Origin of the sequence: Stenotrophomonas maltophilia (assembly GCF_001676385.1) — a bacterium.
GTDB lineage: Bacteria > Pseudomonadota > Gammaproteobacteria > Xanthomonadales > Xanthomonadaceae > Stenotrophomonas > Stenotrophomonas maltophilia_J.
The window spans coordinates 77,255-102,796 of sequence record NZ_LYVJ01000008.1 but is presented as its reverse complement, the minus strand read 5'-3'; the positions used below and the strand labels follow the sequence as shown (position 1 = coordinate 102,796).

At 65.2% G+C, this 25,542-nt stretch carries 28 protein-coding genes and 4 pseudogenes; 4 read left to right on the top strand and 28 right to left on the bottom strand.

All coding sequences use genetic code 11. The features are described from left to right. Positions 1-3: 3 nt before the first annotated feature. On the top strand, positions 4-615 hold the full coding sequence (locus tag A9K58_RS11765; protein WP_065199524.1) for a glutathione S-transferase N-terminal domain-containing protein: 612 nt from the start codon (positions 4-6) through the stop codon (positions 613-615). Positions 616-731: 116 nt separating this feature from the next. On the opposite strand, the gene A9K58_RS11760 is transcribed toward A9K58_RS11765, so the two are convergent. From A9K58_RS11760 to A9K58_RS11735, 6 genes and pseudogenes are all read right to left on the bottom strand, one after another. Continuing rightward, positions 732-1,787, bottom strand: coding sequence for a suppressor of fused domain protein (locus tag A9K58_RS11760; RefSeq protein WP_065199523.1), 1,056 nt, complete (start codon positions 1,785-1,787; stop codon positions 732-734). A 46-nt stretch (positions 1,788-1,833) separates the two neighbouring features. Beyond that, positions 1,834-2,337, bottom strand: coding sequence for a hypothetical protein (locus tag A9K58_RS11755; protein ID WP_065199522.1), 504 nt, complete (start codon positions 2,335-2,337; stop codon positions 1,834-1,836). Between the two features lie 188 nt (positions 2,338-2,525). After that, positions 2,526-4,405, bottom strand: a pseudogene (gene prpE, locus A9K58_RS11750) (propionate--CoA ligase). Positions 4,406-4,982: 577 nt separating this feature from the next. After that, positions 4,983-5,597 (bottom strand): RluA family pseudouridine synthase, encoded by a 615-nt coding sequence (locus A9K58_RS11745; protein WP_065199521.1) that lies wholly within the window; start codon positions 5,595-5,597, stop codon positions 4,983-4,985. Positions 5,598-5,720: 123 nt separating this feature from the next. Further along, a pseudogene (locus tag A9K58_RS11740) lies at positions 5,721-6,705 on the bottom strand (malate dehydrogenase). A 118-nt stretch (positions 6,706-6,823) separates the two neighbouring features. Beyond that, positions 6,824-7,315 carry a peptidylprolyl isomerase gene (locus A9K58_RS11735; RefSeq protein WP_065199520.1) on the bottom strand — a complete coding sequence of 164 codons (492 nt, stop codon included), beginning with the start codon at positions 7,313-7,315 and terminating at the stop codon, positions 6,824-6,826. A gap of 268 nt (positions 7,316-7,583) precedes the next feature. Between A9K58_RS11735 and typA the strand changes: the two genes are divergently transcribed. The 3 genes from typA to A9K58_RS11720 are packed head-to-tail and all read left to right on the top strand — an operon-like array spanning position 7,584 to position 11,552. Then, positions 7,584-9,413: a translational GTPase TypA gene (gene typA / locus A9K58_RS11730; RefSeq protein WP_065199519.1), complete on the top strand. Its 1,830-nt coding sequence runs from the start codon at positions 7,584-7,586 to the stop codon at positions 9,411-9,413. A gap of 8 nt (positions 9,414-9,421) precedes the next feature. Beyond that, complete coding sequence (locus A9K58_RS11725) at positions 9,422-9,889, top strand: DUF2127 domain-containing protein (RefSeq protein WP_065199518.1); 468 nt, start codon at positions 9,422-9,424, stop codon at positions 9,887-9,889. Between the two features lie 40 nt (positions 9,890-9,929). Beyond that, on the top strand, positions 9,930-11,552 hold the full coding sequence (locus A9K58_RS11720) for an amidase (protein ID WP_065199635.1): 1,623 nt from the start codon (positions 9,930-9,932) through the stop codon (positions 11,550-11,552). A 49-nt stretch (positions 11,553-11,601) separates the two neighbouring features. Here the strand turns inward: A9K58_RS11720 and A9K58_RS11715 are convergent, their stop codons facing one another. From A9K58_RS11715 to rplP, 22 genes and pseudogenes are all read right to left on the bottom strand, one after another. Then, complete coding sequence (locus A9K58_RS11715) at positions 11,602-12,789, bottom strand: mechanosensitive ion channel family protein (RefSeq protein WP_196769190.1); 1,188 nt, start codon at positions 12,787-12,789, stop codon at positions 11,602-11,604. Positions 12,790-13,072: 283 nt separating this feature from the next. Beyond that, positions 13,073-14,463 (bottom strand): annotated as a pseudogene (locus A9K58_RS11710) (class II 3-deoxy-7-phosphoheptulonate synthase). Between the two features lie 114 nt (positions 14,464-14,577). Continuing rightward, a complete protein-coding gene (locus tag A9K58_RS11705; protein WP_065199516.1) occupies positions 14,578-15,084 on the bottom strand; it encodes a disulfide bond formation protein B in 507 nt (168 codons plus the stop codon). 252 nt (positions 15,085-15,336) lie between these two features. After that, complete coding sequence (rplQ, locus tag A9K58_RS11700) at positions 15,337-15,720, bottom strand: 50S ribosomal protein L17 (protein ID WP_053519752.1); 384 nt, start codon at positions 15,718-15,720, stop codon at positions 15,337-15,339. 193 nt (positions 15,721-15,913) lie between these two features. After that, complete coding sequence (locus A9K58_RS11695) at positions 15,914-16,912, bottom strand: DNA-directed RNA polymerase subunit alpha (RefSeq protein WP_005408216.1); 999 nt, start codon at positions 16,910-16,912, stop codon at positions 15,914-15,916. Positions 16,913-16,967: 55 nt separating this feature from the next. Further along, a complete protein-coding gene (rpsD, locus tag A9K58_RS11690) occupies positions 16,968-17,597 on the bottom strand; it encodes a 30S ribosomal protein S4 (protein WP_065199515.1) in 630 nt (209 codons plus the stop codon). 15 nt (positions 17,598-17,612) lie between these two features. Beyond that, positions 17,613-18,001: pseudogene (rpsK, locus tag A9K58_RS11685) on the bottom strand (30S ribosomal protein S11). 11 nt (positions 18,002-18,012) lie between these two features. Then, a complete protein-coding gene (gene rpsM, locus A9K58_RS11680; RefSeq protein ID WP_004154500.1) occupies positions 18,013-18,369 on the bottom strand; it encodes a 30S ribosomal protein S13 in 357 nt (118 codons plus the stop codon). Between the two features lie 348 nt (positions 18,370-18,717). Continuing rightward, the gene (gene secY / locus A9K58_RS11675) at positions 18,718-20,085 is read right to left on the bottom strand and encodes a preprotein translocase subunit SecY (protein WP_065199513.1); all 1,368 of its coding nucleotides are present in this window, start codon (positions 20,083-20,085) and stop codon (positions 18,718-18,720) included. Positions 20,086-20,092: 7 nt separating this feature from the next. Beyond that, a complete protein-coding gene (gene rplO / locus A9K58_RS11670) occupies positions 20,093-20,536 on the bottom strand; it encodes a 50S ribosomal protein L15 (RefSeq protein ID WP_004154498.1) in 444 nt (147 codons plus the stop codon). 6 nt (positions 20,537-20,542) lie between these two features. Then, positions 20,543-20,734 carry a 50S ribosomal protein L30 gene (gene rpmD, locus A9K58_RS11665; RefSeq protein WP_005408214.1) on the bottom strand — a complete coding sequence of 64 codons (192 nt, stop codon included), beginning with the start codon at positions 20,732-20,734 and terminating at the stop codon, positions 20,543-20,545. Beyond that, entirely contained in the window at positions 20,727-21,269 is a 543-nt protein-coding gene (rpsE, locus tag A9K58_RS11660) for a 30S ribosomal protein S5 (RefSeq protein WP_004154496.1), read from the bottom strand. The genes rpmD and rpsE overlap by 8 nt, the downstream gene beginning before the upstream one ends. 161 nt (positions 21,270-21,430) lie before the next feature. Beyond that, positions 21,431-21,784 carry a 50S ribosomal protein L18 gene (rplR, locus tag A9K58_RS11655; RefSeq protein ID WP_065199512.1) on the bottom strand — a complete coding sequence of 118 codons (354 nt, stop codon included), beginning with the start codon at positions 21,782-21,784 and terminating at the stop codon, positions 21,431-21,433. A gap of 86 nt (positions 21,785-21,870) precedes the next feature. Then, positions 21,871-22,395, bottom strand: coding sequence for a 50S ribosomal protein L6 (rplF, locus tag A9K58_RS11650; protein WP_065199511.1), 525 nt, complete (start codon positions 22,393-22,395; stop codon positions 21,871-21,873). A gap of 18 nt (positions 22,396-22,413) precedes the next feature. Beyond that, a complete protein-coding gene (gene rpsH, locus A9K58_RS11645; protein WP_065199510.1) occupies positions 22,414-22,812 on the bottom strand; it encodes a 30S ribosomal protein S8 in 399 nt (132 codons plus the stop codon). A 257-nt stretch (positions 22,813-23,069) separates the two neighbouring features. Beyond that, a complete protein-coding gene (gene rpsN / locus A9K58_RS11640) occupies positions 23,070-23,375 on the bottom strand; it encodes a 30S ribosomal protein S14 (RefSeq protein ID WP_065199509.1) in 306 nt (101 codons plus the stop codon). Positions 23,376-23,393: 18 nt separating this feature from the next. Further along, positions 23,394-23,936: a 50S ribosomal protein L5 gene (gene rplE, locus A9K58_RS11635; protein WP_065199508.1), complete on the bottom strand. Its 543-nt coding sequence runs from the start codon at positions 23,934-23,936 to the stop codon at positions 23,394-23,396. 11 nt (positions 23,937-23,947) lie between these two features. After that, entirely contained in the window at positions 23,948-24,265 is a 318-nt protein-coding gene (gene rplX, locus A9K58_RS11630) for a 50S ribosomal protein L24 (protein ID WP_053519745.1), read from the bottom strand. Positions 24,266-24,281: 16 nt separating this feature from the next. After that, positions 24,282-24,650 carry a 50S ribosomal protein L14 gene (gene rplN / locus A9K58_RS11625; protein WP_010483978.1) on the bottom strand — a complete coding sequence of 123 codons (369 nt, stop codon included), beginning with the start codon at positions 24,648-24,650 and terminating at the stop codon, positions 24,282-24,284. Between the two features lie 12 nt (positions 24,651-24,662). Next, positions 24,663-24,932, bottom strand: coding sequence for a 30S ribosomal protein S17 (gene rpsQ, locus A9K58_RS11620; RefSeq protein WP_053519744.1), 270 nt, complete (start codon positions 24,930-24,932; stop codon positions 24,663-24,665). Between the two features lie 11 nt (positions 24,933-24,943). Beyond that, on the bottom strand, positions 24,944-25,129 hold the full coding sequence (gene rpmC, locus A9K58_RS11615; RefSeq protein ID WP_004154487.1) for a 50S ribosomal protein L29: 186 nt from the start codon (positions 25,127-25,129) through the stop codon (positions 24,944-24,946). After that, entirely contained in the window at positions 25,129-25,542 is a 414-nt protein-coding gene (gene rplP, locus A9K58_RS11610; RefSeq protein WP_053519743.1) for a 50S ribosomal protein L16, read from the bottom strand. Before rplP ends, rpmC begins: the two co-directional genes overlap by 1 nt.

Here is a 25,542-nt window from a genome sequence, read left to right as displayed (position 1 = left end):
TCCATGAAGCTGTACAGCAAGCCCGGTGCCTGTTCCACCGCCGACCACATCGCCCTGCAATGGACCGGGCAGCCGTTCGAGGTTGAACTGCTGGACAAGGACACCCTGAAGGGTCCGGAATTCCTCAAGGTCAATCCGGCTGGCGCCGTTCCCGCATTGGTCGATGGCGACTTCGTGCTGCTGCAGAATGCGGCGATCATGGGCTATATCGCTGACAGCTTCCCGCAGGCCGGCCTCGCCGGTGATGGCAGCCCGCGCCAGCGCGCCGAAGCCACCCGCTGGCTGGCGTTCGTCAATTCCGATCTGCATCCCGCATTCTCGCCGCTGTTCGCGCCGGGCAAATTCATCGCCGAAGAAAGCCAGTACGACGCAATCCGCGCTGCCGCGCGCAAGCGCCTGCGTGGCCTGTTCGAGACCGCCGACAGGCAGCTGGCCGACAAGCCCTGGCTGGCCGGTTTCCGCAGCTTTGCCGATCCGTACTTCTATATCACCCTGCGCTGGGCCCACGGTACCAAGGTCGACCTGTCCGGCCTGGACAACCTGGCCGCCTACAAGGCCCGCATGGACGCCGATGCCGGCGTGCAGGCCGCGCTGAAGGCCGAAGGCCTGGCCTGACCCTGACCCGGGGTCGGAGCCGTTCGCGTGGCGAACGTGTCCGACCCCATCGGTTCCGGAAACGGGGTCGGATCCGTCTGCGCAGCGGGCGGCTCTGACCGGTCCGACAGGTGTGGTCAGCCGATCTGGCGGATCACTTCGCCCTTGGCGTCGCGCAGGAAGGTCGGCACCACTTCGATGTGCAAGCCATCGCCCAGCGGGTAGATCCCGCGTTCGGCACGCACGCTCGACAATGCCTGCAACGCGGCAGCGTCCAGCGCCCAACGCGCGCTGTCCACACCCACGTCGCGCGCCTCTTCGCCCGCCGCCGGCGTGAACTCCCATTGCCGCTCCCGGCTGGCCAGTTCCAGCGATCTGCCGTGGTGCAGGCGCAGCGGCAGCAGCTCGACCACACTGGCGACCTGGCCGGCCCCAAGCACCAGCGTGGTCCGGTCCATGTCCTGGCGCCAGTCCAGGGTCTCGACGAACAACATGCCGGTGCTGGAACCTTCGCGCTCGCTGCCCGCCTGCACCTGCGCGGCCAAGGCCGGATCACGCAGCAGGTTGTCGCGATGCAGGTCACTGATCCACAGCGGCATGACCGGCTGCAGGGCCTGCAGCACGCCGCGCGCGGACCAGCGCTTGACCGCCTCCATCTCCTCATCGGTCAACCCGACCAGCTGCAGGAACTGCAGGCGGCCATTGGCGGTTTCGCGTTCGGGCAACTGCGGGTCGGCGACGAAGGCCAGGTGGCACAGCCGCGTATCGGTCTCCAGCGCAATCGGTCCGTTGGCATTGAGGTGGTGGCCATCCTCGAACACGTTGCCGCTGCCGAATACATAGCGCGCCAGATTCTGCAGCAGGTTCATCGGCCACACCGGCGGCGTGCTGTCGGCGCTCTCACCGTTCCCGGCCGCGAGGCGGAAGGTCAGCTCGAAACCGTAGCCGCTGCTTGCGGCATCACTGCTCTGCTTGTCATAGAGCTCGGAAAACCCATAGGTGATGTAATGCCAGTGCGGTACCGGCGTGTCCGCCCAGTACACGCTGATGCCATCCAGTGGATCCTGGCCACCAAGCGTGTACGGCAGCGCCGTGCCGTAATGGCGGGGTTCCTGCCCGGCATACAGCGGCGCCAGCGCGGCGTTGATCGCATCCCAGCCGGGGGTGTCGGTGTCATCGTGGTCGTCCTGCACGCGGGACTCCTTGTGGGGAAGTGAACCGATCACTTTACGCGGTGGATCAGGCCTGCACGACCTCGCCGTTGCCCTTCACCAGGGCCGCCTGGGTTTCCTGCCACCAGCGCTGCGCCAGTGCCGGGCTGCGTGCCTTGCCCACCGCTGCCAGCAACTCGGGGCACAGCCGCTCGAGCGCCACGGCATCAGCACAGCGTTCGATCTTCAGCTGCATGAAGTAGCCCTTCAGGCCAAGGTGGCGACGCACCGCTTCGCTCATTGCATCGTACAACTGCTGGTACAACGCCGGATCCTGTTCGCGGCCAGTGCTGATGCCGCGCGCCGGAGCCGCCTCGACGCTGCCGCCCACCACTTCGATCAGGCCCTGCGCGGCCAGCTGCTCCAGTGCGTCCGGGGGGGCGCGCAGGCCCGCCAGCAGTCCCCGCAGTTCGGTGTCGTCGCGGTGGCCATCCACCATCAGCAGGATCGAGCGCAACGCGGCCGGCAATCGCCGGGCACGGTCCTCTATCTCCTGGCGGCCAGCGGCCGTCTTGGCGTGCAGCAATGCCATTGCATCCCCCCCTTGCTTGAAGCGCCATGCAGCGCGCCCGAAGGGCGCGCTCCCCCGGGCCGAGCTTAGCGCACCGGTCGCACGGTGGAAGCTGCGGTGCAGCACCGCTGGTCCTCCGTAGCGCCGGCCCCACACTCGGCTGCGCGGACGAGCGGAGCCGGGCATGGGCCCGGCACTACAGGAGCAGGTCAGCGTCCCAGCGCGCGCCGGATCTCCTCCAGCGCACCGGGGTCATCCAGCGTCGACAGGTCGCCCGGGTCGCGCTGCTCGGCCAGCGCCTGCAACGAGCGCCGCAGCAGCTTGCCTGAGCGGGTCTTGGGCAGCGCATTGACCACGTGCACATGTGCCGGGCGCGCGACCGCCCCGAGCGAGGTGGTCACCGTGGCCATCATCTCGGCCACCACCGGCGCCGGATCCTCACCCTCCAGACCCTGCTTGAGGGTGACGAACACCAGCGGCACCTGCCCCTTCAGCTCGTCCTTGACCCCGATCACGGCCGCCTCGGCTACACGCGGATGACTGGAAATGGCCTCCTCGATCTCGCGCGTGCCCAGCCGATGCCCGCCACGTTGATCACGTCATCGGTGCGACCGAGGATGAAGGTGTAGCCATCGTTGTCGCGGATCGCCCAGTCCAGCGAGCTGTACAGCAGTTCCTTGAAGTGGCTGAAGTAGCTCTGCAGGAAACGGTTGTCGTCGTTCCACACCGTGCTCATGCAGCCCGGCGGCAACGGCGGCGACACCACCAGCACGCCCTTCTGTCCCGGTGCGACCTCCTCTCCGGTGTTCTCATCGATCACCTTCATCCGGTAACCGAGGTTGGGGAAGCCCGGCGAGCCGAAGCGCACCGGCTTCATCTCCAGGCCCGGCAGCAGGGTCAGCGCCGGCCAGCCGGTTTCGGTCTGCCAGTAGTTGTCGATGATCGGCTTGCCAAGCGCTTCGCTGATCCAGTGCGCGGTCGGTTCATCCAATGGCTCACCGGCCAGGAACAGGTACTTCAGCGCGCGCAGGTCGTGGCGATGGATGAAATCCACATCGTGCTTCTTCAGCACGCGGATGGCGGTGGGCGAGGAGAACATGGTGCGCACGTTGTACTGCTCGCACAGCGCCCACCAGATGCCCGGGTCCGGATTCGTCGGCAACCCTTCGTACAGCAGTGACGTGCAGCCGCCGATCAACGGGCCGTACACATTGTAGGAATGGCCCACGGCCCAGCCGACATCGGAGGTGGAGAACATCACCTGGCCCGGCTTGCAGTCGAACACAGTCTCCATCGACTGTGCCATCGCCACCGCGTAGCCGCCCACATCGCGCTGCACGCCCTTCGGCTTGCCGGTGGTGCCGGAGGTATACAGCAGATAGCTCGGTTCGCTCGCTTCCAGCCACTGCACTGGCACATCGACCTCGCCGATCTGCGCGCGCAACGTGGCGTATTCCACATCACGTCCCGGCACGCGAGGTTCGGCGGCATCCAGCCCGCGCGACACGATCAGCACGTGCGGCGGTGGCGACGTGGCTTCGGCGCAGGCTGCATCGACCATTGGCTTGTATGGGATCAGCTTGCCACCGCGCATGCCGGCATCGGCCGCGATCAGCAGCTTCGGCCTGGCGTCGTCGATGCGCAGCGCCAGGTTGTGCGCGGCGAAACCACCAAACACCACCGAGTGCACCGCACCGATGCGCGCGCAGGCGAGCATCGCGAACACGGCCTCGGCCATGTTCGGCATGTAGATCACCACGCGGTCGCCGTGACCGACGCCGAGGTGCTTGAGCACGGCGGCGAAGTCGTTCACTTCGCGATACAGCTGGCGATAGGTGATCTCGCGGGTACTGTTGGTTTCGGTGGAGATCGCGACCAGCGCGAGCTGGTCGGCACGCTCGGCCAGATGACGGTCGACGGCGTTGTAGCAGAGATTGGTTTCACCGCCGACGAACCAGCGCCGGAACGGCGGGTTGCTGTAGTCGAGCACCTGCCGGGGTGGTTTGTGCCAATGGATGCGCTTGGCTTCCTCGCCCCAGAACGCCTCCGGCTCGTCGATCGAGCGACGGTAGGTTTCCTCGTAGTTCATGACGCAGCCCTCCCAGACAAAGTCATGGGTTCGAGGATAGTCCGGCGCTGGCGCGCGGGCCGCCCTACCTTGGTAGGGGGTGGGTTTTGTTCTGCAGGGCTTGCAGCCCTGCACCTGCTACGAGCCAGAGCAACGTCAAAGACGGGCTATCCGTGGGGTGGCGGGGCGGTGTCGGAGTGCGGGGACGCCGCAAGTACGTCCCTGTAGGCTTGGCCGCGGCATCCATGCCGCGGACACCCCGCACTCCGACACCGCCCCACCTCTGACAGATTCCTGCGGCTGTCGGTAGGTGTCGACCTTGGTCGACACTTCTGTCAGATATCGAAATCAATCTGGGGTCAGATCCGTTTTCTGGAGGAAAACGGATCTGACCCCATCGGCATGTCCAACAGACCGCAGCAAACTGTCAGAGGCGGGGTGGGTCCGGTTGCGGGGGCGTGAGCCGCATGGATGCGGCGACCGAGCCTCCATGGACGGATTCACGGCGCCCCCGCAACCGGACCCGCCCGTCATCCCCCAGTAAGCCACCTTTTGACGTTGATTCTGCAGGTGCAGGGCTGCAAGCCCTGCCGAACCCCTAGAACGGAGTCGCTGACTCGAACGCGAGCGCCTCGCCCGTCACCGGGTGGGTGAACTGCAGGCTGCGCGCATGCAGGTGCACGCGCTGCGCCGGTGCGGCGCCATACAGCACGTCACCGACAATGGGATGGCCGAGGCTGGCCATGTGCAGGCGCAGCTGATGGCTACGGCCGGTGACCGGCTCCAGCGCCACGCGGGTGCGCTGCGCTTCATCCTCGCGGGCCAGCACGCGCCAGCGGGTCAGCGCCGGTTTGCCGCGCTCGTGGTCGACCCGCTGCTTCGGGCGGTTCGGCCAGTCAACGATCAACGGCAGGTCCACTTCACCGGCATCGCCTGCCAACAGTCCCTGCACCACCGCCTCATACCGCTTTCCGACCTGGCGCTGCTCGAACTGCATCGATAACGCCGCCTGCATTGCCTTCCCGCGCGCGTGCAGCAGCAGGCCGGAGGTTACCTGGTCCAGGCGGTGCACGGTCAGCGCGTCCGGGTACAGCGCCTGCAGGCGCGCGACCACGCAGTCCTGGTTCTCGGCACTGCGGCCGGGCACGGACAGCAGGCCGGCGGGCTTCTCGGCCACCAGCAGCGCGTCGTCGATGTAGTGCAGATGGATCATGCGGCTCCGTGTCCGTCCCAACAAAAACGGGGAAGCCGAAGCTTCCCCGTTTTCTGCGTACCGGCCAACGGTCGGTACCTGCCTTGATGGAAAACGTACCGACCGGAGCCGGTACCGCCTGCATCAGCCCAGCAGGTGGGCGACGCCGGCGCGCTCTTCTTCCAGCTCGGCCAGGGTCTTGTCGATGTACTTCTGGCTGAAGTCGTCGATCGGCAGGTCCTTGACCAGGGTGTACTTGCCGTTCTCGGTGGTCACCGGGAAGCCGAAGATCACGCCTTCCGGAATGCCGTAGGAACCGTCGGACGGCACGCCCATGGTGACCCACTTGCCGTTGCTGCCCAGCACCCAGTCACGCACGTGGTCGATGGCGGCGTTCGCTGCCGAAGCCGCCGAGGACGAGCCGCGGGCTTCAATGATCGCCGCGCCGCGCTTGCCAACGGTCGGGATGAAGGTGTTGGCATTCCACTCCTGGTCGTTGATCGCATCGGCGATCGACGCACCGTTGGCGGTGGCGAAACGGTAGTCCGGGTACATGGTCGGGCTGTGGTTGCCCCACACGACAGCTTCTCCATGCCACCGACCGGCTTGCCAAGCTTGGCCGACAGCTGGCTCAGCGCGCGGTTGTGGTCCAGGCGCAGCATGGCGGTGAAGTTCTCCGGCTTCAGGTCCGGGGCCGACTTCATGGCGATGTAGGCGTTGGTGTTGGCCGGGTTGCCCACCACCAGCACCTTCACGTCACGGCTGGCGACCTTGTTCAGTGCCGCGCCCTGGGCGGTGAAGATCTTGGCGTTTTCCAGCAGCAGGTCCTTGCGCTCCATGCCCGGGCCACGCGGACGCGCGCCGACCAGCAGGGCGATGTCCGCGTCCTTGAAGGCGACTTCGGCATGTCGGTGCCGACCATGCCGGCCAGCAGCGGGAAGGCGCAGTCTTCCAGCTCCATCATCACGCCCTTCAGGGCCGCCTGGGCCTTGTCGACCGGCAGCTCCAGCAGCTGCAGGATGACCGGCTGGTCCTTGCCCAGCATTTCGCCAGAGGCGATGCGGAACAGCAGGGCATAACCGATCTGGCCGGCGGCGCCGGTCACGGCAACACGAACGGGTGCTTTCATGGGGGTTTCCTCTTGCTTGCAAGCGTTTGGTGGGACGCCGCGGGCGTGGCCAAGCAGGCCGGGCAGGCGGCGGGGAACAGGGAAACGGCCACCTGTGGGTGGCCGTTTCGAAGGGGAATCAGGCGGCGAGGATCTTGTTCCACTCGGCGACGCGGTCGGCCTGTGCGGCCAGCGCGGCGTCGACATCGCCTTCCAGGGTGATCGAATGGATCACGTCACCCTGCTTGACCGAATCGACGATGGCCTGGCCTTCCAGGACCTTGCCGAAAACGGTATGGCGGCCATCCAGCCAGTCGGTCTTGATGTGGGTGATGAAGAACTGGCTGCCGTTGGTGTTCGGGCCGGCGTTGGCCATCGACAGCGAGCCGACTTCGTGCTTCACGCCATTCTTCTCGTCTTCGAACTTGTAGCCCGGCCCGCCGGTGCCGCGCCCCTGCGGGCAGCCGCCCTGGATCATGAAGTCGGCGATCACCCGGTGGAAGATCAGCCCGTCATAGAAGCCGTGCTTGACCAGGTTCACGAAGTTGGCCACGGTCAGCGGCGCCTTGTCGGCGAACAGCTCGACCTTGATCGGGCCCTGGGTGGTGTCGAAAGTGGCGGTGAGGGACATGAAGATCCTTGATGCAGAGGGAATGCGTCTAGCCACCTAGTTTACACCCGCCTTGCGGCGGCGGCGGCTTCGACCATCGGTGGAGAACCGGGCTTCAGCCGCGGGAGGGGAAGCCTGCGCCCGGCCTGGCGACCTCGACCACGGCGGAGCACGGCCAGCTGAATGGGCCTGGTGGCCGCGTGAAATCCTCCTTTTCGCGAATCGTCAAGTTCGACGTATAATGTTGGACTTCTTTTTCCAAATCCGGCGCCGACTGGCCCCCTTTCGTATGTCCATCGAAAATCTTCGCAACATCGCCATCGTCGCCCACGTCGACCATGGCAAGACCACCCTGGTCGACCAGCTGCTGAAGCAGTCCGGCACCCTGTCCGAGCGCACCGTCCTCGCCGAGCGCGTGATGGACAGCAACGACCAGGAAAAGGAACGCGGCATCACCATCCTGGCCAAGAACACCGCCATCACCTGGCAGGGCAACCGCATCAACATCGTCGACACCCCCGGCCACGCCGACTTCGGCGGCGAAGTCGAGCGCGTGCTGTCGATGGTCGATTCGGTGCTGATCCTGGTCGACGCGATGGACGGCCCGATGCCGCAGACCCGCTTCGTGACCCAGAAGGCGTTCGCCATGGGCTTCAAGCCGATCGTGGTGGTCAACAAGGTTGACCGCCCGGGCGCCCGTCCGGAGTGGGTGATCGACCAGGTGTTCGACCTGTTCGACAAGCTGGGTGCCACCAACGAGCAGCTGGACTTCCCGATCGTCTATGCCTCCGGCCTGAACGGCTACGCCGGCCTGGAAGACACCGTGCGCGACGGCGACATGACCCCGCTGTACGAAGCGATCATGAAGTACGTGCCGGCGCCGCAGGTCGAGGCCGATGGCCCGTTCCAGATGCGCATCAGCCAGCTGGACTACAACAATTTCGTCGGCGTGATCGGCATCGGCCGCATCCAGCGCGGCAAGATCAAGAAGAACCAGGCGGTCACGATCATCGACCGTGAAGGCAAGAAGCGCCAGGGCAAGGTACTGCAGGTGCTCGGTTTCATGGGCCTGGAGCGCATCGAGGTCGAAGAGGCCCAGGCGGGTGACATCGTGGCCATCTCCGGCATCCAGGAGCTGACCATCTCCGACACCGTCTGCGCGCTGGACCACCCGGAACAGCTGCCGGTCCTGACCGTCGACGAGCCGACCATCTCGATGACCTTCCAGGTCAACAACTCGCCGTTCGCCGGCAACAAGGACCTGTCCGGCGGCAAGTTCCTGACCAGCCGCCAGCTGAAGGAGCGCCTGGAACGCGAAATGGTCCACAACGTGGCCCTGAAGGTGGAGCAGCTCGAAGACGCCGACAAGTTCCTGGTCTCCGGCCGTGGCGAACTGCACCTGTCGGTGCTGATCGAGAACATGCGTCGTGAAGGCTACGAACTGGCCGTGTCGCGCCCGGAAGTGATCATCAAGGAGATCGATGGCCAGCTGATGGAACCGATCGAGCAGCTGGTGATCGACATCGAAGAGCAGCACCAGGGCGGCGTGATGGAGAAGCTGGGCACCCGCAAGGCGCTGCTGGAGAACATGGAGCCGGACGGCAAGGGCCGGGTCCGCCTGGACTTCAAGATCCCGGCCCGCGGCCTGATCGGCTTCCAGAACGAGTTCAAGACCCTCACCCAGGGCTCGGGCCTGCTGTTCCACGTATTCGACCACTACGGCCCGAAGGAGCAGGGCGCGATCGCCAAGCGCAACAATGGCGTGATGATCGCCAACGCTCCGGGCGCCACCCCGGCCTACGCACTGGGCCCGCTGGAAGAGCGTGGCCGCCTGTTTGCCGCTGAAGGCGACAACGTCTACGAAGGCCAGCTGATCGGCATCCACTCCAAGGACAACGACCTGACGGTCAACGCGATCAAGACCAAGCCGCTGACCAACATGCGCGCTTCGGGCAAGGACGATGCGATCAAGCTGACTCCGGCCCTGAAGTTCTCGCTGGAGCAGGCACTGGATTTCATCGAGGATGATGAACTGGTGGAAGTGACCCCGAAGGAAATCCGCCTGCGCAAGAAGCAGCTGACCGAAAGCGACCGCAAGCGGGCCTCGCGCGCCGGCTGAGCCGAACCGTGAGCCAGAACGGCTACAACCCGGATCCTCACCGGCATCCGGGCCTCCATGTCATCGCCCTGCTCGAAGCGAGCAAGGCGATGCTGGCGCTGCTGGCGGCAACCGGCCTGGAAGTACTTGGCCCGCAGCCGCTGCGTGATGGCATCAATGCCCTGATCCGGCGCTTCAGCCTGGATCCGGATCACGGCACCCTGCCCTCGCTGCTGCACATGATCAGCCCCGACGCGGTGCACCTGGCCGCGGCGGGGATGATCGCCTATGGCCTCCTGCACCTGGTCGAAGCCTGGGGCCTGTGGCGGGCCAAAGCGTGGGCGTCGTGGCTGGGTTGCCTGACGGCCGCCCTGTACCTGCCCTTCGACATCTTCGCAATCATCCGTCATCCGGGCTGGCCATCCTGGACGATCCTGGCGATCAACCTGATCGTGGTCTACGTCCTCGGCCGCGACCTGCGCAAGCGCCACCATTGAGCACCGGCTACACTGGGCATTGGAGCCGACCAAGCCGCCCATGCGTCCGACCTTGCCGCCTCTGCTGACCTGCCTGATGGCGGCGCTGCCTGCGCTGCTCTCGGCTGGCTGCAGCCCGGCCACGCCCCACGCGCATGCGGCAGAACCCGCGAGCCGCAACGTGCCGTTTCCCTACGCCGAAGCCGATATCGCCGACCTGCAGGCACAGATGGCCGCAGGCCAGCTGGACAGTACCACCCTGACCCAGGCCTACCTGCACCGTATCGCCACGCTTGATCGTGCCGGCCCCCGCCTGCGCGCTGTCATCGAACTCAACGCCGATGCACTGCGGGAAGCTGCAGCACGCGACCGAGAGCGCCGGGATGGCCACCTGCGCGGCCCGCTGCATGGCATCCCGCTGCTGCTGAAGGACAACATCAACGCCGCTCCGATGAGCACCAGCGCCGGCTCGCTGGCCCTGCAGGGCTTCCGCCCGGACGACGCCTATCTGGTCCGCCGCCTGCGCGAGGCCGGCGCCGTCGTGCTGGGCAAGACCAACCTCAGCGAGTGGGCCAACTTCCGCGGCAAGGACTCGATCTCGGGCTGGAGCGCGCGCGGGGGCCAGACCCGCAACCCCTACCGCCTCAGCCACTCGCCCTGCGGCTCCAGCAGTGGCAGCGCGGTGGCGGTGGCGGCCAACCTGGCCAGCGTGGCGATCGGCACCGAGACCGACGGCAGCATCGTCTGCCCAGCGGCGATCAACGGCGTGGTCGGCCTGAAGCCGACCGTCGGCCTGGTCAGCCGTGCCGGCATCATCCCGATTTCGTTCAGCCAGGACACCGCCGGGCCGATGGCGCGCAGCGTGGCGGATGCCGCCACCGTGCTCACCGCGATCGCCGGACGCGATGATGCTGACCCGGCCACTGCGACCATGCCGGGCCGTGCGGTCTATGACTACACCGCGCGCCTGGACCCGCAGGGCCTGCGCGGCAAGCGGGTCGGGCTGCTGCAGACGCCCCTGCTGAAATACCGCGGCATGCCGCCGCTGATCGAACAGGCGTCCGCGGAGCTGCGTCGCGCGGGCGCCGTCGTGGTGCCGGTGGAATTGCCCAACCAGGGCGCCTGGGCCGAGGCCGAGCGCACGGTGCTGCTGTACGAATTCAAGGCGGGGCTGGAGCGCTACTTCAGCACCCACCGTGCGCCGCTGCGCAGCCTGGCCGAACTGATCGCCTTCAACCAGGCGCACGGCAAGCAGGAACTGGGCCTGTTTGGCCAGGAGCTGCTGCTGGAAGCCAATGCAACCAGCAGCCTGGCAGATCCGGCCTACATCCGCGCGCGCAGCGACGCGCGCCGGCTGGCCGGCCCGGAGGGAATCGACGCCGCCCTCGCCACCCATGACCTTGATGCGCTGGTTGCACCGACCACCGGCGTGGCCTGGCCGATCCGCAGCCAGGGCGATGATTTCCCCGGCGAAAGCTACAGTGCCGCCGCCGTGGCCGGCTATCCCAGCCTCACCGTGCCGATGGGCCAGATCGACGGTCTGCCGGTCGGCTTGTTGTTCATGGGGACCGCCTGGAGCGAGCCGAAACTGATCGAGATGGCCTACGCCTATGAACAACGCACCCGTGCACGGCGGCCGCCCCGCTTCGGTACCGACGCACTGATCGATACCGGCGAGCCTTGACCCGGTAGTGCCGGCCGCTGGCCGGCAGGTCCAGGGTCGCCGACCGGCGCTACCGTCCGGGTTCCGGATCATCCGGAATGATCGCCGCCTCGCCATCTTCGGCACCGGGTGAACGCACGTCGGCGGCACGCGCGCGAGGCGCCCGTGGCATGTCCTGCTCGTCTTCCTGCTGCAGCCGCGCACGCACCTGCGGCAGCGAGTACGGATGCTCGCGCGCCAGGAAATCGAGCATGCGCTCGCGCACCAGGCAGCGCAGGTCAAAAGCATCCCCCGAGCTGCGCGCGCTGACCAGCAACCGCACCTGGATCGCGCGCTCGCTGGTCTCGGTCACCTGTGTCACGCAGACCCGGCCGTCCCATAGCGCTTCGCCACGGCAGATGCGCTCCAGCTCGCTGCGGATGGCGGCGATCGGCGCGCGGTAGTCCAGCCACAGGAATGCCGTGCCGAGCAGGTCGGCACTGCGCCGCGTCCAGTTCTGGAACGGGTTTTCGATGAACCAGGTCAGCGGCACCACCATCCGGCGCTCGTCCCAGACGCGCACCACGACGTAGCTGCTGCCGATCTCCTCGATGCGGCCCCACTCGCCTTCGACGATCACCACGTCGTCCAGCCGGATCGGCTGCGTCAGCGCGATCTGGAGGCCGGCGATCAGGTTGCCGAACACCGGCTTGGCAGCGATGCCCGCAACCAGCCCGATCAGCCCCGCCGAAGCCAGCAGGGCCGAGCCGATCCTGGCCACCATGTCGAACTGCAGCAGCACCAGCGACGCGCCCAGCACGATGACGCCCCCCATGACCACCCTGCTGAGCACACGAGTCTGGGTCTGGATCTGGCGCGCTTCCAGGTTGTCGGCCACATCGATGGGATGGCTGCGCAGGATCGCCCGCTCGATGGCGCCCACGCCCCGCACCAGCAACCAGACGAAGCAGGCCACCAGGCTGATGTGCAGCACGCGCTGCAGGTTGCCGAGCAGTGGATCCTGCAGCGGCGTAGCCTGCAACGCAGGGATCAGCAGCAGCAGCGGCCATGCCGTTGCCAACGGGAGCCCAAGCACGCGGCCGATGCGGGCGCGCCGGCGATCACGCCCTTTCAGGCGACGGTAGATCCACAGGATCAGCCACGCACCGATACCACCTGCCACCACGGCAAGACCCAACGGCCATGCATAGGCCTGCATGTGCTCCCAATGCACCCTTGCCACCTCTACGTGAGGACGCGAACACACAGCCTCGCGCATGGCGCATGAGTGTCACGTCAGTCGTTTGTAAGGAGGGTGTTGATCGGCAGGGCTTGCAGCCCTGCACCGCTGCGAGCAACAGCAACAGCCGAAGCAGAAGCGGGTTTCCTGTGGATTTCCGCGATCTGCCGGAACGGCCATTGGGGTCAGATCCGTTTTCCGCGGGAAAACGGATCTGCCCCCAACACCGCCCCGCCCTCCCGCGGGATGCATGCAGTTGCCGTCGCTTCGGCCGTCGCCGTTGCGTCCGCAGGTGCAGGGCTGCACGCCCTGCCGAAAAGCCTTACCGCACCTGTTCCTGCTTGCGCACGATCGCCATCGCGATCTCCAGCGACTGCTCGTAGTTCAAGCGCGGATCCACCGTCGAACGATACGCCCGCTCCAGGTCGCGCTCGGTCAGTTCGCGCGCGCCCCCGGTGCACTCGGTCACATCCTCGCCGGTCAGCTCCAGATGCACGCCCCCCAGTCGCGTTCCGGCCGCCGCATGCAGGTCGAAGGACAACTCCACCTCGCGGCGGACATTGTCGAAACGACGCGTCTTGAACCCGTTGGCTGTGCTTTCGGTATTGCCATGCATCGCATCGCACACCCACAGCACCCGGCGCCCATCGCGCTTCACCGCATCCAGCAGCGGCGGCAGCTTTTCGGCAATCTGCGCAGCGCCCATGCGGTGGATGAAACTCAACCGGCCCGGCTCGTCATGCGGATTGAGCACATCGATCAGGCGAAGCAACTGATCCGGCGTGACCGATGGGCCAACCTTGATCGCGATCGGATTGCGCACGCCACGCAGGTACTCCACATGCGCACCGTCAAGCGCGGCGGTGCGCATGCCGATCCACGGGTAATGCGTGCTCAGGTTCAACCAGCCCTGCTGGCGTGGCACCTGGCGGGTCAGCGCCTGCTCGTAGGGCAGCAGCAGTGCTTCGTGCGACGTGTAGAAATCAATGCGGTTGAGGTTGTGCACACGGGCCCCGGCCAGGGTTTCCATGAAATGCACCGCATCGCCGATCGAGGCGACCATCTTCTGGTACTCCGCCGCCAGCGGTGAATGCGAAACCCACTCCAGGTTCCAATACTCGGGATGGTGCAGATCGGCGAAGCCGCCGTCGATCAGCGCCCGCACGAAGTTCATGGTCATCGCCGAATGTGCGTGCGCCTGCAGCATCCGCTTCGGGTCCGGCAGGCGCGCGGCCTCGGTGAAGGCCGCGCATTGATCACATCGCCGCGGTAGCTGGGCAGGGTTGCCCCATCACGGGTCTCGGTATCGGCCGAACGCGGCTTGGCGTACTGGCCGGCAAAGCGTCCAACGCGGATCACCGGCTGGCGCAGGCCGTGCACCAGCACCAGGCTCATCTGCAGCAGCACCTTCAACCGGTTGGAGATGGTGCTCGATTCGCAGTCGCTGAAGTTCTCGGCGCAATCACCACCCTGCAGCAGGAAGCGCTTGCCTTCCTGCGCTTCGGCCAGCTGCTGCTTCAGCGCCAGGATCTCCCACGAGGTGACCAGTGGCGGCAGCCGCTTCAGTTCGTGCAGGGCAGCGTCCAGCGCAACCGGATCGGGATAGGTCGGCATCTGCAGCGCGGTCTTGCCACGCCAGCTCTCCGGCGACCAGGCAGCGCCAGCGGCGGTCGCGGCGGGATCGGAGACGGGCGGAACGGCGGACAGGCTCATTGCGGACTTCCGGGGTGGGGAATCCCCATGGTCGCAGAGCCGGCTCCCGGAGCAAAGGGCCGGATTGCCGGTCCGGATGCCCTCCGCGGCGCAGGAACCGACGCCGGTGCCGGCTCAGCGCTTGATCCGGCGCAGCGACACCACCAGCGCCCACAGCGCCAGCAGCACGAACCAGACGCCCGACCACATCGGCATGGTCAGCCCCAGGAAGGTCCAATCGATGTTGCCGCAGTTGCCGGTACCGGTCAGCACCGTGCGGAACACTTCCAGCGGCCCCATGGTCTCGCGCAGGAAGCTCAGCGGCGGGCCACAGGTTGCGCCCATTTCCGGCGGCAGCATCTGCACATAGACGTGGCGTGCGGCGATGCCCGTACCGACTGCGGCGGCAATGAAGGCGAGCACGCCGTAGGTCGCCCGGCCCGGCCGGTTGGACGGCCCATGCAGTGCACCGATCAGGAACAGCAGGCCCAGCGCGGCGAAGGCCAGGCGCTGGAAGATGCACAACGGGCACGGCTCCAGGCCCATCTTCAGCTGCAGGAAGATGGCGTAGCCGAGCAGGCCCGCGCAGATCAGGAAGCCCAGGAAGAACTGGGCGCGGAAGGGCCAGCGCAGTGGATTCATCGTGAACGCTCGAATGGATCAGGCGCCAAGCGTAACCGAGAGTGCGTGCCATTCGAACCGCCGCAGGTGACGCCTGTCGGAACGGTGTGGTCAGATCCCGTTGCGCACGCAAAGGACTCTGACCCGCGGCTCATGAAGCATGGGGTCAGAGCCCGTACCTGCGCCACGGGATCCGACCCCGGATCTGATCCCTGGAAACGCAAAAGCCCGGCAGGAGCCGGGCTTCCGCTGTGTCGCGCTGGAACGGCCCGATTACTCGGCCACTTCCTCGGCCACGGCCGGACGGTCCACCAGCTCGACGTAGGCCATCGGCGCGTTGTCGCCGGCACGGAAGCCGCACTTCAGCAGCCGCAGGTAGCCGCCCGGACGGTTCGCGTAGCGCGGGCCCAGGATGGTGAACAGGTTGCCCACGGCTTCGTTGTCGCGCAGGCGAGCGAAGGCCAGACGACGGTTGGCGACGGAGTCGACCTTGGCCAGGGTGATCAGCGGCTCGGCGACGCGGCGCAGTTCCTTGGCCTTCGGCAGGGTGGTCTTGATCAGCTCGTGCTTGAACAGCGAGGCCGCCATGTTCTTGAACATCGCTTCGCGGTGGGCGCTGGTGCGGCTGAACTTACGGCCGGACTTCTGGTGACGCATGGTGATATTCCTTGGTTAATGATGAGGCTGTGTGGATCGTTGTCGCCATCCTGGCGTTGCTGCGCGGACTGCGGATGGTCCTGGCCGCCCGTCCTGGACGACCTGCCCGCGAACCTGCGGTTCGTCGTGGCATGTTTCGTAAACCGGTTGAAGGCCCCACCGCGAACGGTGGAGCCTCCAGGCATTACCGATATCAGCCCAGCATGCCGTGGCTGGCGACGCCGGCCGGCGGCCAGTTCTCCAGCTTCATGCCGAGCGACAGGCCGCGCTGAGCCAGCACTTCCTTGATCTCGGTGAGCGACTTCTTGCCCAGGTTCGGGGTCTTCAGCAGTTCCACTTCGGTCTTCTGGATCAGATCGCCGATGTAGTAGATGCTCTCGGCCTTCAGGCAGTTGGCCGAACGCACGGTCAGCTCCAGATCGTCGATCGGGCGCAGCAGCACCGGATCCACGCCGTTGTTGGCCGGCTTGGCCGCACCGCGGTCGCGGTGGGTGAAGTCACCGAACACCGACAGCTGGTCGCTGAGGATGTCGGCGGCGGTGCGCACGGCTTCCTCGGCATCGATGGTGCCGTTGGTCTCGATATCGATGACCAGCTTGTCCAGGTCGGTACGCTGTTCGACACGCGCCGCTTCCACGGCGTAGGCGACACGGCGGACCGGCGAGAACGAGGCATCCAGGACCAGGCGGCCGATGGCACGGGTCTCTTCGTCCGGACGACGACGCGCGGCAGCCGGCTGGTAGCCGAAACCACGTTCGATCTTCAGACGCATGTTGATCGCCGTGTCCTTGGTCAGGTGGCAGATCACATGGTCGCCGTTCAGGATCTCCACATTGTGGTCGACCTTGATGTCGGCAGCGGTGACAACGCCCGGGCCCTGCTTGGACAGGGACAGGGTGGCGCTGTCGCCGGAGTGCATACGGATGGCCACGTCCTTCAGGTTGAGCAGGACTTCAAGCACGTCCTCCTGCAGGCCTTCGACCGTGGTGTACTCATGCAACACGCCGTCGATTTCGACTTCCGTGATGGCGAAGCCCGGGATGGACGACAGCAGCACGCGACGCAGGGCGTTGCCCAGCGTATGCCCGTAACCCCGCTCCAAAGGTTCGATAACGACCTTTGCACGGGTGTCGGTAAGGCGTTCGATCTGCGGACCGCGAGGACGCAGAACCTGGTTGGCGGTAACCGTCATGTTGCGGGTTCTCCTAGTGAACCCCCGGCCGTCGCCGGGGGCTCTCCAATGTGAATTACTTCGAATACAGCTCGACGATCAGCGCTTCGTTGATGTCCGCAGGCAGATCCGAACGATCCGGAACAGCCTTGAAGATACCGGTGAACTTGCCGGAATCCACTTCAACCCACGACGGGCTCAGGTCATGCTGGGCGGCGACGGTCAGGGCTTCCTGGACGCGCAGCTGCTTGGCAGCCTTCTCGGACAGAGCGACGGTGTCGCCGGCCTTGACCTGGTAAGAAGCCAGGTTGACCGACTTGCCGTTCACGGTGACGCCGCGGTGCGACACCAGCTGGCGCGCAGCCGGACGGGTCACGGCGAAGCCCATGCGGTAGACGACGTTGTCCAGGCGGGTTTCCAGCAGCTGCAGCAGGTTCTCGCCGGTGTTGCCCTTCTTGGTCGAGGCCTTCTTGTAGTAGTTGCGGAACTGACGCTCCAGCAGGCCGTAGATACGCTTGACCTTCTGCTTTTCACGCAGCTGGGTGGCGTAGTCGGACAGCTTGCCCTTGCGGGCAGTGGCGCCGTGCTGGCCGGGCTTCTGCTCCAGCTTGCACTTGGAGTCCAGCGCACGCGCCGGGCTCTTCAGGGACAGGTCGGCGCCTTCGCGGCGGGCGAGCTTGCAGGTAGGACCGATATAACGAGCCATTTCTTATCGCTCCCTTTAGACGCGACGCTTCTTCGGCGGACGGCACCCGTTGTGCGGGATGGGCGTCACGTCGATGATGTTGGTGATCTTGTAGCCGACGTTGTTCAACGAACGCACGGCCGACTCACGGCCCGGACCCGGGCCCTTGATGCGGACTTCCAGCGACTTCACGCCGTAGTCAGCGCAGCACGACCGGCCTTTTCAGCCGCCACCTGGGCAGCGAACGGGGTCGACTTGCGCGAACCGCGGAAGCCAGCGCCACCGGAGGTTGCCCACGACAGAGCGTTGCCCTGGCGGTCGGTGATGGTGACGATGGTGTTGTTGAACGAAGCGTGGACGTGGGCGACGCCGTCGGTGACGACGCGCTTGATCTTCTTCTTGGTCTTAGCAGCGGGCTTAGCCATTTCTCAGTCCCTTACTTCTTGATCGCCTTGCGCGGACCCTTGCGGGTGCGGGCGTTGGTACGGGTGCGCTGGCCACGCAGCGGGAGACCACGACGGTGACGCAGGCCGCGGTAGCAGCCCAGGTCCATCAGGCGCTTGATCGCGATGCCGATCTCACGGCGCAGATCGCCTTCCACGATGTACTTGCCGACTTCGGCGCGCAGGCGCTCGATTTCCGGCTCCGACAGATCGCGGATCTTGGTGGTCGAAGCAACGCCTGCGACTTCGCAGACCTTCTTCGAACGGGTACGGCCGATGCCGTAGATGCTTTGCAACCCGACCCAGACATGCTTCTGGGCTGGCAGGTTGACGCCTGCAATACGCGCCATGACGCGGTTCTCCAGCTGAGTGATGGCCGACAGCGCGCCTCGGGCACGCCAATCCGGCAGGATGGATCAAAAAAGTGAACTAGTGATACTAACAAGGTTCCGGTTTACATGGAAGCCCGTGAAACCAGAGGTTTCATGGACCCGGCCTGGGGAGTGTGCCCAGGCTCCGGCGCCGGATGGGGTTGGACCTGGGGTTACCCCCCGGGGCCGCCCGCGCTACTCCAGCGCGGGACCACCTCATCACACCCCCACCCGGAACCGCTGCGGGGGCCGCCCTTCGTTTGTGTGGCCGGTGTCCGCGAAGCGGAGGGACCATCACGTCAGGAAGACGAAAGTATAACAGGCTGATCAGCCGCGGGCAAAACCGCCGCGGTTGCCACCCTTCAGGTTGGCCTTCTTCAGCAGGCTCTCGTACTGGTGGGACATCAGGTGCGCCTGCACCTGGGCAATGAAGTCCATCACCACCACCACCACGATCAACAGCGAGGTGCCGCCGAAGTAGAACGAGGCGTTCAGCTGCGTGCGCATCAGTTCCGGCAGCAGGCAGACGATCACCAGGTAGGCCGAGCCGGCCGCGGTCAGGCGGGTCAGCACGCCATCGATGTAGTCGGCGGTGGCCTTGCCCGGACGGATGCCCGGAATCAGCGCGCCCGACTTCTTCAGGTTGTCGGCGGTTTCCTGCGAGTTGAACACCAGCGCGGTATAGAAGAACGCAAAGCCGGTGATCAGCGCGGCGAACACGATCATGTGCAGCGGCTCGCCCGGGCCCAGCGCATTGGCGACCTTCTGCAGCGCCTGGCCGAAGCTGCTCTGGTTGGCGGCCTGGCCGGACCACATGGCCAGGGTGGCCGGGAAGGCCAGCAGGCTCGAGGCGAAGATCGCCGGAATGACGCCGGCCATGTTGAGCTTCAGCGGCAGGAACGAGGTCTGGTTCATGTACGCATTGCGACCGCCCTGGCGGCGCGCGTAGTTGACCGTGATCCGGCGCTGGCCACGCTCCACGAACACCACGAAGAAGGTGAAGGCGAGCACGACGATGGCGATCAGCAGCAGCTGGATGAACTGGATGTTGCCGTCGCGGTAGGCATCGAAGGTATGGATGACCGCACCCGGCAGGCCGGCCACGATACCGGCGAAGATGATCAGCGACACGCCGTTGCCGATGCCACGCTCGGTGACCTGCTCACCGACCCACATCAGGAACATGGTGCCGGCAGTCAGCGCGACCACGGCGGTGAGCACGAAGCCCATGCCCGGCGCGTACACGACCGGAGCGCCCGACGGCGAGACCTGGTTCTGCAGGGCCAGCGCGATCGAGCCGCCCTGCACCACTGCCAGCAGCACGGCGCCGATGCGCGAATACTGGGTGATCTTGCGGCGGCCGGACTCACCCTCCTTCTGCATCGCCTTCAGCGCGGGGAAGATGTGCACGGCCAGCTGCATCACGATCGATGCCGAGATGTACGGCATCACGTTCAGCGCGAAGATGCTGAGACGGTGCAGGGCGCCGCCCGAGAACATGTTGAACATGTCCACGATGCCGCCGCCCTGCTGTTGCATCATGGCAAGCATGGCATCGGGATTGACGCCCGGCACCGGCACGTAGCAGCCGATGCGATAGACGATCAAAGCCCCGACGACGAACAGCAAACGTTGGCGAAGTTCGGTGAACTTGCCCATTCCGCCCGCGAGGTTACCGATGCCAGCTTGCGCCATGATTTTCTTACTCCGTTACGCTGCCGCCGGCAGCTTCGATCGCAGCCTTGGCACCCGCCGTGGCAGCAATACCCTTCAGGGTGAACGCCTTGGTCACTTCGCCCTTGACGACGACCTTGGCCTTCTTGGCAGTGCTCGGGACCAGCTTGGCAGCACGCAGGGCGGCGAAGTCGATCTCACCGGCCGGCAGCTTGTCCAGCGCGTACAGCAGCACTTCAGCGGTGTCCTTGGCGATCGGCGAACGGAAGCCGATCTTCGGCAGACGACGCTGCATGGGGGTCTGGCCGCCTTCGAAGCCAGCCTTGATCTTGCCGCCACCCTTGCGGGCGAACGAACCCTTGTGGCCGCGGCCGGCAGTCTTGCCCAGGCCCGAGCCGATACCGCGGCCGACGCGGGTGCGTTCGGTGCGGGCGCCCGGTGCCGGGCTCAGTTCATTGAGACGCAGAGTCATGGTCGATTACTCCTCAACCTGGACGAGGTACTGAACCTTGTTGATCAGGCCGCGCACCTGCGGGCTGTCCTTCAGTTCACGCACATCGTTGAGCTTGTTCAGGCCCAGGGCACGCACCGACAGGCGGTGACGCGACTGGGTGCCACGCAGGCCACGCACCAGGCGGACCTTGACAGTCTTGTTGGACTCATTAGCCATGGTTGAGTTCCTCCACCTTCTTGCCGCGCTTGGCCGCGATACGGGCCGGCGACTGCGCAGCAGCCAGGCCCTTCACGGTGGCACGCACCAGGTTGATCGGGTTGCGCGAACCGGTGGCCTTGGCCAGCACGTTCTTCACGCCAACGGCTTCCAGCACGGCGCGCATGGCACCACCGGCGATGACACCGGTACCTTCCGAAGCCGGCTGCATGAACACGCGGGCAGCGCCGTGACCATCCTTGATGGTGTGCCACAGGGTACCGTTGTTCAGGTCAACGCTGACCAGGTTCTTGCGGGCCTGTTCCATCGACTTCTGGATGGCGACCGGCACTTCGCGGGCCTTGCCATAGCCGAAACCGACCTTGCCTTCGCCGTCGCCGACGACGGTCAGGGCGGTGAAGGTGAACTGGCGGCCACCCTTGACGGTCTTGCTGACGCGGTTGACCGCGACCAGCTTTTCGATCATGCCGTCGTCGATCTTCTCTTCGCGGTTACGGTCGCGATCGCGACCCCGCTGCTGACGCTCTTCTGCCATGTTGATTCCTTGGTTGTTTGGGTATGTACGGCTCGAGGCCGCTTATGGTTGTGGAGTGACGCGTCGTTCCGGTTGGCCGCTACAGAAGAGCGGCGCCGTCCAGCCTCGCTCAGGCTGGCGAGCAGGCGGGCAGGAGACCATCGGCCCCCTGCCCTGGTTCCTTAGAACTGCAGGCCGGCTTCGCGGGCCGCTTCTGCCAGGGCCTTGATGCGGCCGTGGTAGCGGTAGCCCGAACGATCGAAGGCAACCTTCTCGATGCCGGCAGCCTTGGCGCGCTCGGCAACGATGCGGCCGACCTTGGCAGCGGCGTCGGCGTTCTTGCCGTTCTTCAGGCCTTCCTTGACGTCGGCCTGGGTGGTGTTGGCAGCGGCCAGGACCTTGGAGCCGTCGGCGGTGAAGACCTGCGCGTACAGGTGCTGGCCGGTGCGCAGCACCGACAGGCGGGCAACGCCGAGCTCACGGATGTGGGCGCGGGTCGACTTGGCGCGACGCAGGCGGGCGATGTTCTTGTTCATGATGTTTTTTCCTTGAAAGCTGAAGGTTGGGCGTTTCCCTGGGAAGCCCGCACATGGATGCGCGGGTTCTTGCGGGGGACTCGCGCTTATGCCTTCTTGGCTTCCTTACGGATGATGACTTCGTCGGAGTACTTCACGCCCTTGCCCTTGTACGGTTCCGGCTTGCGGAACGCACGGATCTTGGCGGCAACTTCACCGACGACCTGCTTGTCAGCGCCCTGGACCAGGATCTCGGTCTGGGTCGGGGTCGACAGGGTGATGCCTTCCGGCGCCACGAACACGACCGGGTGCGAGAAGCCCAGCGACAGGCTCAGGTCCTTGCCCTGCATGGCAGCGCGGTAACCCACGCCGACCAGCTCCAGCTTGCGCTCGAAGCCTTCGGACACGCCCTTGACCATGTTGGACAGGATCGCACGCACGGTGCCGGTCAGTGCGACCAGCTCGGCGTTCTCGGTGCTCAGGGTGGCAACGCCGTTGTCGACGTTGATGGCAATGCCGGCCGGCTTGGCCAGCGACAGGGTGCCCTTCGGGCCCTTGGCGGTGACGCTGTCCGACTGGACGTTCAGTTCAACCTTGCCCAGGCTGATCGGCTTCTTGGCTACGCGGGACATAGTTCTACTCCTTTCGCCTTAGGCCACGAAGCACAGGACTTCGCCGCCGACGCCCAGCTGGCGCGCCTGCGCATCAGTCATGATGCCCTTGGAGGTGGAAATGATGGAGATGCCCAGGCCATTCATGACCTTCGGCAGCTCGCTCTTGCCGCGGTACTGGCGCAGGCCCGAACGCGAGAAGCGCTTCAGGGTCGCGATGACCGGCTTGCCTTCGAAATACTTCAGCACGATTTCCAGCTCGGCCTTGTTGTTTTCCAGCTGGGTCACGCGCAGGTCGCTGATGTAGCCCTCGTCCTTCAGGACCTGGGCGATCGCAACCTTGATCTTGGACGACGGGGCCTTCACCGTCTGCTTGCCAACCGCAGCCGCATTCTTGATGCGGACCAGCAGGTCGGCGATGGGATCAGTCATGCTCATATGAGTACCTTTGAGTGCACCGATATCCGCTTTCGCGAAAATCTGTTGTCTCCTGGAAACGGGCCAGGTCCCTTGATGCGGCAGGCCAGCGGCCTGCCCCTACAACCCCGTCTGCACAGGGCAAGACGCGGGAGTATACGCCAAAAGAGCCCGACTTGCGTCGGGCTCTTCGGGTTTTTTCGCAGAGGGAAAGCTGAATGCCTCCCCTCCCCTGTTCAGGAGCCCCGAAGGGCACCCGATCGCAGGGCCGGCTGGGATTACCAGCTGGCCTTGCGCAGGCCCGGGACGTCGCCACGCATGGTGGCTTCACGCAGCTTGTTGCGGCCGAGGCCGAACTTGCCGTAGACGCCACGCGGACGGCCGGACAGCTCGCAACGGTTGCGCTGGCGGGAGGGCGACGAATCGCGCGGCAGCTTGGACAGCTTGGCCGCGGCTTCGATCTTCTCTTCGTAGCTCGCGTCCACCGAGGACACGATCTTCTTCAGAGCCGCACGCTTGTCCGCGTACTTCTTGGCCAGCTTTTCCCGCTTGATGTCGCGGTTGACCATGGAGGTCTTTGCCATTTCGGTTTCCTCGACGGATCAGTTACGGAACGGGAACTTGAACGCTGCCAGCAGCGCCTTCGCTTCCGCGTCGGTCTTCGCAGTGGTGGTGATGGCGATATCCATGCCACGGATCGCGTCGACGGCGTCGAAGTCGATTTCCGGGAAGATGATCTGTTCCTTCACACCCATGTTGAAGTTGCCGCGACCGTCGAAGGAACGACCGGAAACACCACGGAAGTCGCGCACGCGCGGCAGCGAGATGTTGATCAGGCGATCCAGGAACTCGTACATCTTGTGGCGACGCAGCGTGGTCTTGCAGCCAATCGGCCAACCATCACGGATCTTGAACGACGCAACCGAGATACGCGACTTGGTGACAACCGGCTTCTGGCCGGAAATCTTGGTCATGTCCGCGACGGCGTTTTCCAGGATCTTCTTGTTGGTGGCCGCTTCGCCGACACCCATGTTCAGGGTGACCTTGACGAGCTTCGGCACTTCCATCGGATTGGTGTAGCCGAACTGCTTCATCAGCGCCGGCACCACTTCGTCCTTGTAGAACTTTTCGAGACGGGAAGTCATCTTCACATTCCTCAGGCGTCGAGCGCCTCACCGCTGGAGCGGAACACACGCAGTTTGCGTCCATCCTCCAGCACCTTGAAGCCAACGCGTTCGCCCTTGCCCGAAGCCGGGTTCAGCACGTTCACGTTGGAGATATGGATCGAAGCTTCACGCTCGACCACGCCGCCGGCAACGCCTGCCTGCGGGTTCGGCTTGGTGTGGCGCTTGACGATGTTCACGTTGGCGACGACCACGCGGTCACCGTCGACGCGGACGACTTCGCCCTGCTTGCCCTTGTCCTTGCCGGTATTGACGACGACCTGGTCGCCCTTCTTGATACGGTTAGCCATGATTATCTCCTGTCGCTCACAGCACTTCGGGAGCGAGCGAGACGATCTTCATGAACTTCTCCGAACGAAGTTCACGGGTCACCGGCCCGAAGATACGGGTACCGATCGGCTCCTGCTTGTTGTTCAGCAGGACGGCAGCGTTGCCGTCGAAGCGGATCAGCGAGCCGTCGGCGCGACGCACACCCTTGCGGGTACGCACCACGACGGCGTCATACACTTCACCCTTCTTGACCTTGCCGCGCGGAATCGCATCCTTCACGGTGACCTTGATGATGTCGCCGATGCCGGCGTAACGGCGCTTGGAACCACCCAGCACCTTGAAGCACATCACCTGCTTGGCACCCGAATTGTCCGCGACGTCAAGGTAGCTCTGCATCTGGATCATGATTCAGACTCCTTATTCAGCCGCACGCGTGATGACTTCCACCACGCGCCAGTTCTTGGTCTTGGACATCGGAGCAATCTCGGTCACGCGGACGACATCGCCTTCCTTGCAGGCGTTGTCGGCATCGTGGGCGTGCAGCTTGGTCGAGCGCTTGATGTACTTGCCGTACAGCGCGTGCTTGACCTGACGCTCAACCAGGACGGTAACCGTCTTGTCCATCTTGTTGCTGACGACACGGCCTTCGACCGTGCGCAGCGTCTTGTTTTCAGTATTGTCGCTCATAGCGGCCATCCTTACTTCGTGCTGCCGAGCAGGGTCTTGACGCGAGCAATCTCGCGACGGACCCGGCGGATGTCGTGGGTCTTCGGCAGCTGGCCGGTGACCTGCTGCATACGGACAGAGAACTGTTCCTTACGCAGGTCGATCAGGTGGGCCTTCAGTTCGTCAGCCGACTTTTCACGGAGAGTTTTGATATCCATCAGCGCACCGTACGGGTCACGAAAGTGGTGGTGACCGAGAGCTTGGCGGCGGCCAGGCGGAACGCCTCGCGAGCCACTTCCTCGGAAACACCCTCGATTTCATAGATCATGCGGCCGGGCTGGATCTGGGCCACCCAGTATTCCACGTTACCCTTACCGGAACCCATTCGGACTTCGATGGGCTTCTTGGTGATGGGCTTGTCGGGGAACACGCGGATCCACATCTTGCCACCGCGCTTGACATAGCGGCTGATCGAGCGGCGGGCCGCTTCGATCTGGCGCGCGGTCAGCTGACCGTGTGCGGTTGCCTTCAGGCCGTATTCGCCGAAGCTGACAGCGTTTGCGCTCCAGCTCAGGCCTTCGTTACGGCCCTTGTGTACCTTGCGGTACTTGGTTCGCTTGGGTTGCAACAT